The following is a 14,416-nucleotide window of genomic DNA, read 5'->3' on the forward strand; positions in this document are numbered from 1 at the left end:
CCCGACCCGCGCGACCCACCCAGCGGACCCGACCCACGCGACCCGCCCAGCCCCAGCCCCAGCCGCACCACGGCCACGACGGCCCACACCAGGAGAGCGACCTCGAGCGCGTTCCGCACCGTCAGCACCACGAGGATCCACGGCTGCACGGTGAGCACCTGGTCGTACCACCCCGGGTAGACGAGCTGCGTCAGCAGGGCCATCGGCAGCGCGGCGACCGCCACGGGCAGGAACCGCCTGGCACTCCCCCGCCCCGCGACCAGCCCCCACACGATCGGCACGGCGAACCACCCGATGTACTGCGGCGACCCGACCTTGTTCGTCGCCACGAGGGCCGCGACGAGCAGCAGCGCGAGCACCGGCGCCACCTCGGCCCGGCGGGCGCCCCGGCCGACGGCCCACGCGGCGAGGACGACGCCCGCGACGACGACCAGCGCCATCAGCGGCGTCGACACGGCTGCCGCCAGATGCGTGCCCGTACCGGAGACCTCGAACGTCAGGATCTCGGTGTCGTAGAAGACGGCCGCGCCGGGCACGTGCGCGGCAGCGGCCCACATGAACGGCGTCGCGAGCGGGGCCTCGATCTGCAGTGCCCGGCCGCTCTGCTGGCCGATGAAGGAGAGCAGGTGCGCCGCTCCGCCGAAGAGCACGTCGACGAGCACGACCAGCGCGGTCACGGTGAGCGCCCCGGTCAGCACGCCGGCGCGGTGTCCGCGCCGCAGGACCAGGAGCACCCCGACGAGTGCCGCTGGCCACACCTTGACCCAGGCCGCGACGGTGAACACCGCCGACGCCACGGCCGGCCGCGACGCCACGAAGCAGACGCCGACCAGGGCCACGGCGGTGGCGACGGTGTCGATCCGCCCGAGCCCGATCGGGCCGAGTGCGAGCAGGAACACGAGCCACCACCAGACGACCCGCACGCCGAGCGCCCGGAACCGCCAGAGGAACGCGCAGGCCACCGCGTCGAGCACCACCATCAGCACGAGCCAGCCGGTGCCGATCGACGCCACGCCGCCGATCGCGGCAGCAGCCATCGGCACGATCGCCAGGATCGGGTACACCCAGTCCGAGTCCATCCCGACCCAGAAATGGGAACTCAGCCCGGTCTCGATCCACCGCCGGTAGGTGATCGTCACGTCGCCGAGCGGCAGGTTCGCGGTGACCGTCGTCAGCCACCAGAGCACGAGGTGCACGGCCGCGAACGCGACTCCGAAGCCGGCGCGTTCGAACCACCTGGACTGCTGCACCGGACGAGCGTAGCGGCACCGGTCCCCAGGAGTTCCCGAGGGTGACGTGTCAGCGTTCTGCGTGTGACCCCCTCATCCCGGCGCAGGACCACGTCCCGGCGCACCGCCGTCATCTGGATCTCCGTCGTCGTCGGCGTCGCCGTGCTCGCCGTCGTGGGCACCGTGATCGGCACCTCGGTGTACTCGGACACGGAGAACGCGAAGGCGTCGGCCACGCCGACCGTCGCGGCGACCCGCGAGCCCTCGACGCTCCAGACGCAGACGCTCTCGGGTGACTGGGTCGTCGGTGGTGACTCCGAGGCCGGCTACCGCCTGCACGAGGTGCTCAACGGCTCCGACGTCACGGTCACGGGCCGCACGAAGAGCGTCTCCGGCAGCGCGAAGGTCGACGGCACGTCCATCGCCGCCGCGACGATCGAGGTGCAGGTCGCCGACATCGCGACGGACTCCGAGCAGCGCGACTCCTACTTCCGCGACTCCGCGCTCGACACGTCGGCGTTCCCGACGGCCACGTTCACCCTCACGGAGCCGGTCGAGGACGCCGTCCCCACCGGCACCGAGACGAAGACGGTCCAGGCCACCGGGGACCTCACCCTGCACGGCGTGACGAAGCCCGTCACCGCGACGCTCCAGGTCGGCCTGAGCGGCGACGGGGTCGACATCTCCGGCACGATCCCGGTCACCTTCGCCGACTTCGACGTGCAGGCACCGAACCTCGGCTTCGTCAAGGTCGACGACGCGGGTGCCGTCGAGTTCCTCGTCCACGCGTCGCCGCGGCAGTAGCCGCACACCCCACCGGACTGGAGGCTCGGCGCGGGTCCGGCACCGAGCCTCCAGTCCGACTGTGGCCGGCAAGGCCGGCGAGGCCGGCGGAACCGGCAAGACCGGCCCTGGCCGTGTCTAGACGGCGGACCAACCGCCGTCACTCGGCAGCACGACCCCGTTGACGTTCGACGAGTCCTCGCTGAGCAGCCAGGTGATGGCCGCGGCGAGCTGTTCCGGCTGCGCGGGGGCGGGCACGATCGCCTGGACGACGGGGCCGATGCGGCTTGCGGCGTACTCGCTGCCCATCGGGGCCTCGATGTTCGTGTCGACCGCTCCCGGCGCGACCGCGTTGGCGCGGATGCCCTGCGGGCCGTGGAAGAACGCGATGCTCTTCGTGAACCCGGCGATCGCGTGCTTGGAGGACGTGTAGGCCGCTCCGGCGGTGGAGCCGCGGAGCGCTGCCTCGGACGCGACGTTCACGATCGTGCCGGAACCGGCGGCGATCATGAGCGGCAGCACGGCGCGGGTCAGGCGCATCGGTGCGGTGACGTTCACGCTGAAGACCCGCTCCCAGGTCGCGTCGTCGACCTCGGACGGCGGCAGGAAGCGGTCCATGATCCCCGCGACGTTCGCGAGCGCGTCGATGCGGTCGCCCGCTGCGGCGACGATCTGCTGGATGGTCTCGGCCTGCGACACGTCGCCGACGACGGTCTCCAGGTCGGCGCCCGGCAGGTCGGCGCGCAGGGCGTCGAGACGTTCGGCGACGACGTCGGTCGCGACGACGCGGCCGCCCTCCCCGGCGAGGCGGATCGCGGTCGCGCGGCCGATGCCGGAGCCGGCTCCCGTCACGACGATGGTCTTGCCGGCGAAGCGGCCGGCGGTGGTGTCTGTCATGGTTCTCCTCAGTGAGTCACGAACACGTGTGACCAGTTGTAGCACTCAGTGCTGAAAGGGGACCCACGATGCCCGACGCCCCCATCGGCCGACCGCGGACGATCGCACCGCAGCACATCGCCGCCGTCGCCCTCGAGTTGTTCACCGACCGGGACTTCGACGCGGTGTCGATGGACGACGTCGCAGCGGCCGCCGGCGTGAGTCGCCGGTCCGTGTTCCGGCTCTTCCCGTCGAAGGGGTCGCTGGTGTGGGGTGGCTTCGGCGAGTTCACCGAGCGTGTCGCAGCCGCCCTGGGCGGGCTCCCCGCCGACGTCGACGGTGACACCGCCGTGTGCTCGGCGCTGGTGACGGCGTCGGCGTTCCCGCCCGACGACCAGGACGTCACGCGGCGGCGGCTCCTGGTCATCGACCGCAACCCGTCCCTGGCGAGCGAGGGCGCGGCACAGCACAGCGCTCTGACGCAGGTGCTGCGGGAGGCCATCGCCGACCGCGACGGGCTCGACCACGCGGACCTCCACGCCACGGTCCGCGCTGCCGCACGCGCCGCGGAGGCGACGGCAGCCCTGACCTGGTGGGCTCGGGACGGCGCAGAGTCGCCGGAGGCCGTGGTCGAACGGGCGCTCAGCAGGTCGGCCGGCCGCGGCTGACTCACTCCTTGTGAAACGGAACTGTGTTCCGTATGGTTGCGGAACAGCGTTCCGCTTCGGGGTGCTGATCCGTCCGACGAAGGGCACCACCACCGTGATCACCGACCAACACCCCGTCCCGTCAGGGTTCACTGCAGCATCCACCGCCACCGACGTCCTCGCCGGCCTCGACCTCACCGGACGACACGTGGTCGTCACCGGCGGGCACAGCCGACTCGGGCGGGAGGTCTCCCGGGCCCTCGCCGCAGTCGGCGCCTCGGTCACCGTCGCAGCGCGGGACACCGAGCGGGCCAGCGCCGCCGTCGCCGACCTCCCCGGGGTCACCGTCGACCAGCTCGACCTCACCGACCCGGCCTCGATCGACGCGTTCGCCGAGCGCTGGCGGGCGACCGGACGGCCGCTGCACGCGCTCGTCAACAACGCCGCCATGCTCTTCTCCCCCGAGCGCCGACTCGACGGCCGCGGCAACGAGCTGTCCTTCTCGACCACGCACCTCGGCCACTTCCAGCTCACCCGGGCCCTCCTGCCGGCACTCCGTGCCGCGGACGGCGCCCGCGTGCTCACCGTCACGTCCGGAGCCGCACGGTTCGGGCAGATCCGCTGGCACGACCTCGCCTTCGCACGCGGGTACGACGCCGGTGCGGCCTACGGGCAGTCGAAGCGGGCGAACGTCCTGTTCACGGTCGAGTTCGACCGGCGCCTCGCCGACGAGGGCATCCGGGCGTTCGCCGCGCACCCGGGCGTGGTCATCGGCCCCGGCCCGCACGACCCTTCACGCCTGGCGTCGTTCCGGGAGCAGGGCCTCGTCGACGCAGACGGCGCGACCGTGATCGACCCCGCCGTCGGCAAGAAGACGATCGAACAGGGCGCGGCGACCCTCGTGTTCAGCGCTGTGAGCCCCGCGCTCGACGGCATCGGCGGGGTCTACCTCAAGGACAGCGACGTCGCCGTCCTCGACGACACCATGCGACCGCTGACCGCTGGCAGCATCCCGTCGGACGCGAACTCCGCGATGCTCGACGACGGCGACGCGCGGCGGCTCTGGGACGTCACGGAGCAGCTGCTGGCCTGACGGCGTCGTCCGGTCCGGCGGTCGTCCGCACCACTCACCGGACGGGAGGCTCGGCACCGGTCCGGCACCGAGCCTCCCGTCCGCTCCTGGTCAGGTCAGCCGGGGACCGACGGTCAGTCGGCGGTCCGTGCCGGCTCGACGTCGTCCGGCGTCTTCGAGCCCTCGTGCCGGATGCGGATGACGCTGGCGATCGTGGAGACGCCCATCGCCGCGAGGATGACGACCAGCGAGACCCACGTCGGGATCTCCGGGGCCCACTCGATATGGTCGCCGCCGTTCAGGAAGGGCAGCTCGTTGCCGTGCAGTGCGTGCAGCACGAGCTTCACGCCGATGAACGCGAGGATGAAGGCGATCCCGTACTTGAGGTAGACGAGCCGCTCCAGCAGTCCCCCGAGCAGGAAGTACAGCTGCCGCAGACCCATGAGGGCGAAGACGTTCGCGGTGAAGACGATGAACGGGCTCTCGGTGATGCCGAAGATCGCCGGGATCGAGTCGAGGGCGAACAGCAGGTCGGTGGTGCCGATGGCGATGAGCACGACGAGCAGGGGCGTGAAGTGCCGGACGCCGTCCTTATGCGTGCGGAACTTCATGCCGTCGAAGGTGTCCGTCAGGCGCACGCGACGACGCAGCAGCCGGACGATGAAGCCGTCCTTCTGGTCGGCGTCCTCGTCCTCGCCTCGGAGCTGCTGGATCGCCGTCCACACGAGCCACGCGCCGAAGATGTAGAAGATCCACGAGAAGTTCTCGATGAGCTGCGCGCCCACGAGGATGAAGATCCCGCGCAGCACGAGCGCGATGATGATGCCCAGCATGAGCACCTCTTGCTGGATCTTCTTCGGCACCGAGAACCGCGCCATGATGATGACGAACACGAACAGGTTGTCGATGCTCAGGCTGTACTCGGTCAGCCACCCCGCGAGGAACTGTCCCGCCGGCTCACCACCCGCGAAGAACAGCATCGCGACCGCGAACACCAGCGCGAGGCCCACGTAGACGCCGACCCACACCGCCGACTCCTTGAGCGTCGGCACGTGCGGGCGCCGAGCCACGATGAGCAGGTCCGCGAGCAGGATCAGGACGAGCGCGACGATCGAGCCGACTTCGAACACGACGGGGAGTTCGGGCATTGCGTGGTGGTCCTTGCTGCTGGTGGGACTCGCTGAACAGACGTCAAGGATAGGCGACGTGAGCCGCGGCGAGCGCGCCGTGAGCGGTCTGCGACAACATCGCTGTCGTACGACCTCGACCTTGTCGCCCGGCGCCCGTGCAGGACCGGCACGCGACATCGTCGAAGTCGTACGACCTCGACGATGTCGTTCCGGGTCGAGCACCCCGAGCACCCCGAGCGCCCCGCCCGCCCCCCTCCCGTCACAACCCGAAGCCACCGTCCGTCGTCAGGACCTGCCCCACGACCCAGCTCCCCGCCGCGGTCGACAGCCACCCGATGAGCTCGGCGGGGTCCTGCGGCGCCCCGACCCGACCGAACGGCGTGCTGGCGACGTAGGCGTCGAGGTCCTCGAGCGAACGGTCCGTCGACTCCGGGTCCATGTAGCCCGTGTTCACCGGCCCGGGGTTGATCGTGTTGAGCACGATCCCGAGTTCGAGCAGCTCCGCGGCGACCGTCGGGGTGATGCCGGCGAGCGCGGCCTTGCTCGTCGCGTAGGCCACCTCGCCCCGCATCGCGCCGTGGATCTGCCCGGAGGTCATCCAGAACACGTGTCCCTGCGCCTCGGCGTACGGCCCGGTCCCGACGATCCGGTCGCCCGGGCGGCTCGGCTCGTCACGGTGCGGTGCCCGGAGTCGCGCGAACTCGGCCGTGAGCAGGAGGGTCGACCGCGCGTTGACGTCCCAGAACGCGTCGAGCCGCTCGGGGGTCATGTCGAGGATGCTGCCGTCGTCGCCGCTCTTCGCGTGGTTGCACACGAGGACGTCGAGCCGCCCCGTGAGCCCGACGGCCCTGGCGATCACGTCCGGGATGGTCGCCGCGTCGGACAGGTCGGCGCCGACGTCGGCGAACCGGGCGCCCTCGGTCAGGTGCTCGCGGACGCCCGCGCGGACCGCGTCGAGGTCGTCCCCGCCCCACGGCAGGTCGAGGTCGTGCGGTCGGTGGTGGTGGATGACGACGTCGGCGCCGAGGGATGCGAGCTTCGTGGCGACGGCGTACCCGATGCCGCGGCGCCGTGAGACTCCGGTGACGAGGGCGGTCTTGCCGTGCAGGGGCAGGGATGCGGACATGGTGAACCTCTCGATGGCGCCGCAGGAGGGCGCGTGGGTGGGATCGGAGACGGTTCAGCGGCACTGCATGGCCAGGACGCTACCGGGTGCCGCGGCTCGAGGGCAACGCCCGCGCTCGGCGAGCGTCACGGGTCCCGCGCCACCGCTACCCTTCCCGCATGGAGACGGGACACGGGGCAGCGGTGGTCAGGCCGGCGAGGCCCGACGACGCACTCGGCATCGCGCGGGTGCATGCCGAGTCCTGGCGGGAGACCTACGGCCGCTTCGTCACGGACCCGGACACGAGCCCGTGGTTCGACGCCGGACGCCGGGTCGAGATGTGGCGGTCGAACCTGCAGGACGCCGGCCTCGTGACCGTCGTCGCCGAGGACGCCTCCGGGATCGTGGGGTTCGCCGCCGTGCAGACGACGGCGGAGCAGGACGCGGTCCGTGGCGAGGAACTCACCATGCTGTACGTGCTCGCGCGCGCCCACGGCAGCGGCGTCGGCCAGTCACTCCTCGATGCGGTGCTCGCCGAGCGACCGGCATCGCTCTGGGTCGCGGCCGACAACCCCCGCGCGCATGCCTTCTACCGCCGCAACCGCTTCGTGCCCGACGGCACGACGGCGAGCTTCGGCCCGATCAGCGAAACGGTCCGACTCGTCCGCTGACGCTGGCACCACCGGACGGGAGGCTCCCCACCGGTCCGCCACCGAGCCTCCCGTCCGGACCGTGCGAGCGACCGCACGCGGCGAGCGCCGTCGAGGGAGCAGCAACCGTCGGGTCGCGCGGCGCCACCCGACGTCTTCTGCTCCCTCGATGAGGACAGGAGCGGGCCCGCGCGCGTCAGGCGCGCGCGTCGCCCTCGACGACGAGGTCGCGCACGACCCCGGGCAGCGCTTCGATGAGCGCGGTCATCGTGAAGGGGCCTCCGCCGGACGCCCGCCGGGCCGCCGTGCCGTGCACCACCGCGGCCGCAGCTGCCAGGTGCGCGAGGTCCGACTGACCGACGTCGCTGCTCCCCGCGCGACTGGCGACGAGCGCACCCAGCACCCCTCCGAGGACGTCCCCGGCGCCGGCGGCTGCGAGCCACGGCGTGGCGGACGACGCCACGAGCCGGACGGACCCGTCGGGCGTGACCACGTGCGTCTCCGAGCCCTTGAGGAGCACGACGCTGCCCGTCCGCTCGGCGGCCCGGAGTGCCGAGCCCCGCGGGTCGGACTCGACGGACTCGCGGGAGACCTCGAGCAGCGCGGCCAGCTCCCCCGCGTGCGGCGTCAGCACCGCGAGCGGCCCGAGGTCGACGAGCGGGATGGCCCCGGCGTCGACGACCACGGGCACGCCGTCATCGGACGCGTGCTGGAACGCGGCAGCGGTGTCCGGGTCGAGCGACCCGAGCGAGGACGCGGAGATCCCGGAGCCGACGAGCCAGGCCTGCACGCGGCCGACGCCGGAGACGACCTCGGGGCGCCGGGCGAGAACGAAGTCGGAGGCGCGTGACGGTCCGACGTAGCGGACCATGCCGACGCCGGTGTGCACGGCCGCGTCGACGCCCATGACGGCGGCGCCCGGGTAGCGGTCCGAGCCGGTCGCGACGCCGAGCACGCCGCGGCGGTACTTCGTCGACTCCCCGGTCGGCGCGGTGACCCAGGCGGCGGCATCGGACACGGAGAAGGGCACGAAGTCGTTCATCGTGCCCACGTTACGGTGGGGCGCATGAGCCTGTCGCTGCCTGGTCGTGTCGTCGTCTTCGACTACGGCGAGGTGATCAGCCGGACGCCGCACGCAGCACGGGACGCCCTGCTCGCGGCGACGGGGCTCACCGCCGACGAGCTGTTCCCCGTCTACCAGGAGCTCCGGCACGACCTGGACCGCGGCGACCTCTCGGTGCTCGACTACTGGCGCGCGATCGGCGAGCGCACGGGCCGCACCTGGTCGGTCAGCGAGGTCCACCGGCTCTGGGCGATCGACTACACCGGGTGGTTCGAGGTCGACCCCGAGGTGCTCGACCTGGTCGAGGAGCTGCACGACGCCGGCACCCGACTGGCGCTGCTGTCGAACGCCGGGTTCGACTTCGGCGACCCCTACCGCCGGTCCCCGATGGGCTCGCTGTTCGAGACCGTCGTGGTCAGCGCCGAGGAGCACGTGCTGAAGCCGGACCCGGGCATCTACCGCGACACCTGTGCCCGACTGGGAATCGACCCGGCGCAGATGGTGTTCGTGGACAACAGGGCCGAGAACGCCACGGGCGCGGAAGCGATCGGGGCGGTCGGCCACCACTACACCTCGCCGGCAGCGCTCCGCACCTTCCTGCAGCAGCTCGCCGACGCACCTGACGAAGGAGCCACCGCGTGACGCACGCCCTGTTCGAGCCGATCACCATCCGCGACCTGATGGTCCGCAACCGCATCTGGGTCTCGCCGATGTGCCAGTACTCGGTCGACCAGCAGGACGGCGTCCCGACGCCGTGGCACCTCGTCCACCTCGGTGGGTTCGCGAAGGGCGGCGCGGGCGCGGTCGTGGTCGAGGCGACCGGTGTCGTGCCGGAGGGCCGCATCACCCCGCAGGACCTCGGCCTCTGGAACGACGAGCAGCGCGACGCCTACCGTCCGATCGTCGACTTCATCCACTCGCAGGGCGCCGCCGCCGGCATCCAGCTCGCGCACGCCGGTCGCAAGGCCTCGACGTACCGCCCCTGGGACACCACGCGCGGCACGGTCCCCGCGTCCGAGGGCGGCTGGACCACCGTGGCCCCGTCGGCCGAGGCCTTCGACGGCTACGACGTCCCCCGCGAGCTCACCACCGAGGACATCCGGCTCGTGGCCCTCGGGTTCGCCGCTGCCGCACGCCGGTCCGTCGAGGCCGGGTTCGACCTCGTCGAACTGCACGCCGCGCACGGGTACCTCCTGCACCAGTTCCTCTCGCCGCTGAGCAACCACCGCACCGACGAGTTCGGCGGGTCGCTGGAGAACCGGGCCCGCGCGCTGCTGGACGTCGTCGACGCCGTGCGCCACGAGGTCGGCGAGGGCTTCCCGGTCGTCGTCCGCTTCTCCGCCACCGACTGGACCGAGGGCGGCGTCACGCTCGACGAGACCGTCCAGGTCGCACGCTGGGCGGCCGAGCACGGTGCCGACCTCGCCGACGTCTCGACCGGCGGCAACGTGGCCTCGGCCCCGATCCCCGTCGGCCCTGGCTACCAGGTGCCCTTCGCCGCCGGTGTGAAGCAGGGCGCCGGCATCGGCACGATCGCGGTGGGCATGATCTCCGAGGCGTTCCAGGCCGAGCAGATCGTGGCGACCGGGCAGGCCGACGTCGTGATGGTCGGACGCGAGTTCCTCCGCGACCCGTCCTTCCCGCTCCGGGCCGCTCGGGAGCTCGACGTCGAGCTCGACTACGAGCCGCAGCAGTACCACCGAGCATCCGTCACCAAGTGAGCGCATTCTCGGCTTCCGCCGACTGAGCGCCCAGTACGATGTCACTCACTGTGGACGATCCTCCGAATCCTTCTTCGCCCCATCACTCATCCGGCGCTCACTCGGTGAGCTGCCCTGACTCATCGCGCGCCCGACGCGCCGTCCGCTGCGACGACCGGGGGTGGCGACGATGAGCCCCGTCGACGTCCTCATGCTGGTCGGCGGGATCCTGCTGACGCTCGGCACCGGCGTGTTCGTGGCGTCCGAGTTCTCGCTCGTGAACCTCGACCGGGCCGACGTCGAGGCCCGCCGTGACCGCGGTGAGGCCGGCCTGGCGCCGGTCATCAGCGCGCTCAAGGTCACCTCGACGCACCTGTCCAGTGCGCAGCTCGGCATCACGCTGACCACGCTGCTGACCGGCTACCTGCTCGAGCCCTCGATCGCGAAGCTCCTCGAGGCCCCGTTCCTGGCGATGGACCTCCCCGAGGGCGTCGTCGAGACGGTCGGGTCGATCGTGGCACTCGTCATCGCGACGCTGCTCTCGATGATCCTCGGCGAGCTCGTGCCGAAGAACTTCGCGCTCGCGCTCCCCCTGCAGACCGCGCGCCTGGTCGTGCCGCTGCAGATCGCGTTCACCACCGTGTTCAAGCCGGCGGTCGCCGTGCTGAACGGCACGGCGAACGCGGTGCTGCGCGCGGTGGGCATCGAGCCGCAGGAGGAACTGTCCGGCGCACGCAGCGCCGAGGAGCTCACCTCCCTGCTCCGTCGGTCCGCGTCCGAGGGGTCGCTCGAACAGGACACCGCGACGCTCCTGCAGCGCACGCTGTCCTTCTCCGAGCTCGACGCCAGCGACGTGATGACCCCGCGCCCGCGGCTCTCCACCATCCGCGTGTCCGAGTCGGCCGAGGACGTCATCGCCCTCGCCCGCCGCACCGGCTTCAGCCGCTTCCCCGTGATCGAGGAGGACGCGGACGACGTCGTCGGCCTCGTGCACGTCAAGCAGGCCGTCGCCGTCCCGCGCGAGAAACGTCCCGAGGTGCCGGTCGGTGCGCTGATGACCGACGCCGAGCGGGTCCCCGAGACCATGCCGGGCGACACCCTGCTGACCGAGGTCCGCGGACGCGGCTACCAGATGGTCATCGTCGTCGACGAGTACGGCGGCACCGCCGGGGTCGTCACGCTCGAGGACCTCATCGAGGAACTCGTCGGCGAGGTCTCCGACGAGCACGACCGCGCGCGCATCGACGTCGTCCGCTCCCGGAACTGGCTGACGTTCCCCGGGCTCCTCCGCCCGGACGAGCTCGAGGACCGCGCCGGCGTCAAGGTGCCTGAGGACGGCCCGTACGAGACCGTCGGCGGCTTCCTCATGTCGACGCTCGGCCGCCTGCCGATCGTCGGCGACGAGGTCCCGCTCCCCGACGGCGTCTTCCGCGTCGAACGCCTCGACGGCCGCCGGGTCGACCGCATCCGCTGGACCCCGACGCCAGTGGACACCCCGCCGGACGGCGTGACCGTCCCCGCGACCGGCAAGGGCACGACCAAGACGAAGAAGGAGGCCTCCCGATGAGCTCAGACTGGTGGGGGATCTTCTGGTTGTTCGTCCTGCTCGGCGGCAACGCGTTCTTCGTCGCGGCCGAGTTCGCCGTCATCTCCGCACGCCGCTCCCAGATCGAGCCCCGGGCGGAAGAGGGCTCCCGCGCCGCACAGATGACCCTGTGGGCGATGGAGCACGCCACCCGGATGCTCGCGACCACGCAGCTCGGCATCACCGTGTGCTCGCTGCTCATCCTCAACGTCTCCGAGCCGGCGATCCACCACCTGCTCGAGGGCCCGCTGCACCTGACCGGGTGGAGCGTCGAGGTCATCGGCATCGTGGCGTTCGTCTTCACGCTGCTGCTCGTGTCGTTCCTGCACGTGGTGTTCGGCGAGATGGTGCCGAAGAACATCTCGTTCTCGATGCCCGACCGCGCCGCACTGCTCCTCGTGCCGACGCTCTGGTACATCGGCCACGGCCTGCACTGGGTCGTCGTCGGTCTGAACGAGGTCGCCAACGCCGTGCTCCGGCTCTTCAAGGTCGAGCCCAAGGACGAGGCCGTCAGCGCCTACACGGTGGAAGAGGTGCAGACCATCGTCGAGCAGTCCCGTCGCGAGGGAACGCTCTCCGACGACGGTGGCACGCTCCGGATGGCGTTCGAGTTCACCGAGAAGAAGGTCAAGGACATCGCGCTGCCGATGTCCGAGCTCGTCACACTGCCCGACGTCGCCACCCCGAGCGACGTCGAGCGCGCGGTCGCGCAGCGCGGGTTCTCCCGCTACGTGCTCGTCGGCGACGAGGGCGAGCCCACCGGCTACGTCCACGTCAAGGACGTCATCGACCTGCGACCGGACGAGTTCGACGACCCGGTCCCGCCGAAGCGCATCCGCCAGCTCATCTCGCTCTACACGGAGATGGACCTGGAGGACGCCCTCGCCACCATGCGCGCCGCCGGCCGCCACGTGGCCCGCGCCTTCGACGCGGAGGGCCGCACGACGGGCGTGCTGTTCCTGGAGGACATCCTCGAGGAGCTCGTGGGCACCGTCGAGGACGCGACCCGACGCCGGTAGACGCACCGGGACGACGGACGGGAGGCTCGGTGCCAGCTGGCACCGAGCCTCCCGTCCGACCGAGGTCGGCTACCAGCTGACGGGGAGCGGTTTGCCCTCTTCGTAGCCGGCGGCGGACTGGATGCCGACGAGCGCGCGCTCCGAGAACTCGGCCAGGCTGGTCGCACCGGCGTAGGTCGCCGAGCTGCGGACGCCGGTCGTGATCATGTCGAGCAGGTCCTCGACACTCGGGCGCTCGGGGTCGAGGTAGATCGTCGAGGACGAGATCCCCTCGGCGAACAGCGCCTTGCGCGCCCGCTCGTACGGGTCGAGCCGCTCGAAGCGCTCGCGGACGGCCTTCGCGGAGGCCATGCCCCAGCTCTCCTTGTACGCGGCGCCCTTCGCGTCACGACGGAGGACGCCAGGGGCCTCGAGCGTGCCGGCGAACCACGAGCCGATCATCACGGCGCTGGCGCCGGCGGCGAGGGCGAGTGCGACGTCGCGCGGGTACCGGACGCCGCCGTCGGCCCAGACGTGGGCGCCGAGGGACCTGGCAGCAGCTGCGGTCTCGAGCACGGCGGAGAACTGCGGGCGGCCGACCGCGGTCATCATGCGCGTGGTGCACATGGCGCCGGGGCCGACGCCGACCTTGATGATGTCGGCGCCCGCTGCGACGAGGTGTGCGACGGCGTCAGCGGTGACGACGTTGCCCGCCACGAGCGGGATGCCGAGGCGGAGCTCCGACACGGCACGGAGCGCGCGGAGCATGCCCTCCTGGTGGCCGTGCGCGGTGTCGAGCACGAGGACGTCGACGCCGGCGCTCGCGAGGGCCTTCGACTTCGCGGCGACGTCGCCGTTGATGCCGATCGCGGCGGCGACCCGGAGCCGGCCGGAGGCGTCGACGGCCGGGCGGTAGATGTCCGAGCGGATCGCGCTCGTCGGGCTGGTGGTGCCGACGACGTGCCCGTGGCGCATGACCGGGGCGAAGTCGACGTCGGCGGCGGTGAGCACGTCGTAGACGTGGCGGGAAGAGCCCGCGTCGTCGGCGTCGACGGCCGTCGAGGCGCCGTGCAGCAGGTCGCGGAGCGTGGCGTCGGGGCCGGCGGTGCCGAGGCGGGTCGCGGGGACGCAGCCGAGGTACTCCCCCGAGCCGTCCCGCACGACGACCCCGCGGCCGGCGACCGGCAGGAGCTGTTCGAGGGTCTCGGCGACCGTGGTGTCGGCGCCCATGTCGATCGCGGTGTCGAAGTCGACCGGCTGGTCCTTGACCCAGCGGATCGCGGCGTCGAGGTCCTGCAGGTGCATGTCCTGCGGCAGGACCCCGAGCCCGCCGCGTCGGGCGAGGGTCGCGGCGAGGCGCGGACCCGTGACCGAGTTCATGTTGGCGCTGATGATCGGGATGGTGGTGCCGGTGCCGTCGTTCGACGCGAGGTCGACGTCGAAGCGGCTCGTGACACCCGATCGGCTGGGCACGAGGAAGACGTCGGAGTAGGTCAGGTCGTGCGTCGGCCGGGTCTCGTAGAACCTCATGCCGACCACCGTACTGCGCCGACGACATGCGTCCACCTGACACCGGAC

14 protein-coding genes are annotated in these 14,416 nt (G+C 71.8%); 8 read left to right on the forward strand and 6 right to left on the reverse strand.

Features of this window, described 5'->3' with window-relative positions:
• Positions 1 to 1,250, reverse strand: a 1,250-nt coding sequence (locus BIU98_RS02720; RefSeq protein ID WP_071271095.1) for a DUF2029 domain-containing protein, incomplete at its 3' end; no start/stop codon positions are given.
• Positions 1,251 to 1,313: 63 nt separating this feature from the next.
• Here BIU98_RS02720 and BIU98_RS02725 point away from each other — a divergent pair.
• Positions 1,314 to 2,033 (forward strand): YceI family protein, encoded by a 720-nt coding sequence (locus BIU98_RS02725; RefSeq protein ID WP_071271098.1) that lies wholly within the window; start codon positions 1,314 to 1,316, stop codon positions 2,031 to 2,033.
• A 117-nt stretch (positions 2,034 to 2,150) separates the two neighbouring features.
• Here BIU98_RS02725 and BIU98_RS02730 read toward each other — a convergent pair whose 3' ends face one another.
• On the reverse strand, positions 2,151 to 2,909 hold the full coding sequence (locus BIU98_RS02730; RefSeq protein WP_071271101.1) for an SDR family NAD(P)-dependent oxidoreductase: 759 nt from the start codon (positions 2,907 to 2,909) through the stop codon (positions 2,151 to 2,153).
• Between the two features lie 68 nt (positions 2,910 to 2,977).
• Here BIU98_RS02730 and BIU98_RS02735 point away from each other — a divergent pair, with 68 nt between their 5' ends.
• The gene (locus BIU98_RS02735; RefSeq protein WP_071271104.1) at positions 2,978 to 3,556 is read left to right on the forward strand and encodes a TetR/AcrR family transcriptional regulator; all 579 of its coding nucleotides are present in this window, start codon (positions 2,978 to 2,980) and stop codon (positions 3,554 to 3,556) included.
• A gap of 61 nt (positions 3,557 to 3,617) precedes the next feature.
• The gene (locus tag BIU98_RS02740; RefSeq protein WP_254787774.1) at positions 3,618 to 4,628 is read left to right on the forward strand and encodes an SDR family NAD(P)-dependent oxidoreductase; all 1,011 of its coding nucleotides are present in this window, start codon (positions 3,618 to 3,620) and stop codon (positions 4,626 to 4,628) included.
• Positions 4,629 to 4,741: 113 nt separating this feature from the next.
• Here BIU98_RS02740 and BIU98_RS02745 read toward each other — a convergent pair whose 3' ends face one another.
• Positions 4,742 to 5,755 carry a TerC family protein gene (locus BIU98_RS02745; RefSeq protein WP_071271107.1) on the reverse strand — a complete coding sequence of 338 codons (1,014 nt, stop codon included), beginning with the start codon at positions 5,753 to 5,755 and terminating at the stop codon, positions 4,742 to 4,744.
• Positions 5,756 to 5,996: 241 nt separating this feature from the next.
• A complete protein-coding gene (locus BIU98_RS02750) occupies positions 5,997 to 6,863 on the reverse strand; it encodes an SDR family oxidoreductase (protein WP_071271110.1) in 867 nt (288 codons plus the stop codon).
• A gap of 158 nt (positions 6,864 to 7,021) precedes the next feature.
• On the opposite strand from BIU98_RS02750, the gene BIU98_RS02755 reads away from it, so the two are divergent.
• Entirely contained in the window at positions 7,022 to 7,513 is a 492-nt protein-coding gene (locus BIU98_RS02755) for a GNAT family N-acetyltransferase (protein WP_071271113.1), read from the forward strand.
• A gap of 175 nt (positions 7,514 to 7,688) precedes the next feature.
• Here BIU98_RS02755 and BIU98_RS02760 read toward each other — a convergent pair whose 3' ends face one another.
• Positions 7,689 to 8,534, reverse strand: a complete 846-nt coding sequence (locus tag BIU98_RS02760) for an ADP/ATP-dependent (S)-NAD(P)H-hydrate dehydratase (protein WP_071271279.1) — start codon at positions 8,532 to 8,534, stop codon at positions 7,689 to 7,691.
• A 24-nt stretch (positions 8,535 to 8,558) separates the two neighbouring features.
• On the opposite strand from BIU98_RS02760, the gene BIU98_RS02765 reads away from it, so the two are divergent.
• The 4 genes from BIU98_RS02765 (at position 8,559) to BIU98_RS02780 (ending at position 12,859) form a co-directional block, all read left to right on the forward strand.
• Entirely contained in the window at positions 8,559 to 9,197 is a 639-nt protein-coding gene (locus tag BIU98_RS02765) for an HAD family phosphatase (RefSeq protein WP_071271116.1), read from the forward strand.
• Entirely contained in the window at positions 9,194 to 10,276 is a 1,083-nt protein-coding gene (locus tag BIU98_RS02770) for an NADH:flavin oxidoreductase/NADH oxidase (protein ID WP_083392911.1), read from the forward strand. Before BIU98_RS02765 ends, BIU98_RS02770 begins: the two co-directional genes overlap by 4 nt.
• A 169-nt stretch (positions 10,277 to 10,445) precedes the next feature.
• Complete coding sequence (locus BIU98_RS02775) at positions 10,446 to 11,822, forward strand: hemolysin family protein (protein WP_071271285.1); 1,377 nt, start codon at positions 10,446 to 10,448, stop codon at positions 11,820 to 11,822.
• Positions 11,819 to 12,859 carry a hemolysin family protein gene (locus BIU98_RS02780; RefSeq protein WP_071271119.1) on the forward strand — a complete coding sequence of 347 codons (1,041 nt, stop codon included), beginning with the start codon at positions 11,819 to 11,821 and terminating at the stop codon, positions 12,857 to 12,859. The genes BIU98_RS02775 and BIU98_RS02780 overlap by 4 nt, the downstream gene beginning before the upstream one ends.
• A gap of 69 nt (positions 12,860 to 12,928) precedes the next feature.
• Here BIU98_RS02780 and BIU98_RS02785 read toward each other — a convergent pair whose 3' ends face one another.
• Entirely contained in the window at positions 12,929 to 14,368 is a 1,440-nt protein-coding gene (locus BIU98_RS02785) for a GuaB1 family IMP dehydrogenase-related protein (RefSeq protein WP_071271287.1), read from the reverse strand.
• Positions 14,369 to 14,416 lie beyond the last annotated feature (48 nt).

It is taken from the genome of Curtobacterium sp. MMLR14_010 (assembly GCF_001865015.1).
Lineage (GTDB): Bacteria > Actinomycetota > Actinomycetes > Actinomycetales > Microbacteriaceae > Curtobacterium.

Bases quoted from the DNA above. Each gene is read 5' to 3' on its own strand.
- BIU98_RS02730 (WP_071271101.1), bottom strand. From the start codon at position 2,909: ATGACAGACACCACCGCCGGCCGCTTCGCCGGCAAGACCATCGTCGTG.
- BIU98_RS02735 (WP_071271104.1), top strand. From the start codon at position 2,978: ATGCCCGACGCCCCCATCGGCCGACCGCGGACGATCGCACCGCAGCAC.
- BIU98_RS02745 (WP_071271107.1), bottom strand. From the start codon at position 5,755: ATGCCCGAACTCCCCGTCGTGTTCGAAGTCGGCTCGATCGTCGCGCTC.
- BIU98_RS02750 (WP_071271110.1), bottom strand. From the start codon at position 6,863: ATGTCCGCATCCCTGCCCCTGCACGGCAAGACCGCCCTCGTCACCGGA.
- BIU98_RS02755 (WP_071271113.1), top strand. From the start codon at position 7,022: ATGGAGACGGGACACGGGGCAGCGGTGGTCAGGCCGGCGAGGCCCGAC.
- BIU98_RS02760 (WP_071271279.1), bottom strand. From the start codon at position 8,534: ATGAACGACTTCGTGCCCTTCTCCGTGTCCGATGCCGCCGCCTGGGTC.
- BIU98_RS02765 (WP_071271116.1), top strand. From the start codon at position 8,559: ATGAGCCTGTCGCTGCCTGGTCGTGTCGTCGTCTTCGACTACGGCGAG.
- BIU98_RS02775 (WP_071271285.1), top strand. From the start codon at position 10,446: ATGAGCCCCGTCGACGTCCTCATGCTGGTCGGCGGGATCCTGCTGACG.
- BIU98_RS02780 (WP_071271119.1), top strand. From the start codon at position 11,819: ATGAGCTCAGACTGGTGGGGGATCTTCTGGTTGTTCGTCCTGCTCGGC.
- BIU98_RS02785 (WP_071271287.1), bottom strand. From the start codon at position 14,368: ATGAGGTTCTACGAGACCCGGCCGACGCACGACCTGACCTACTCCGAC.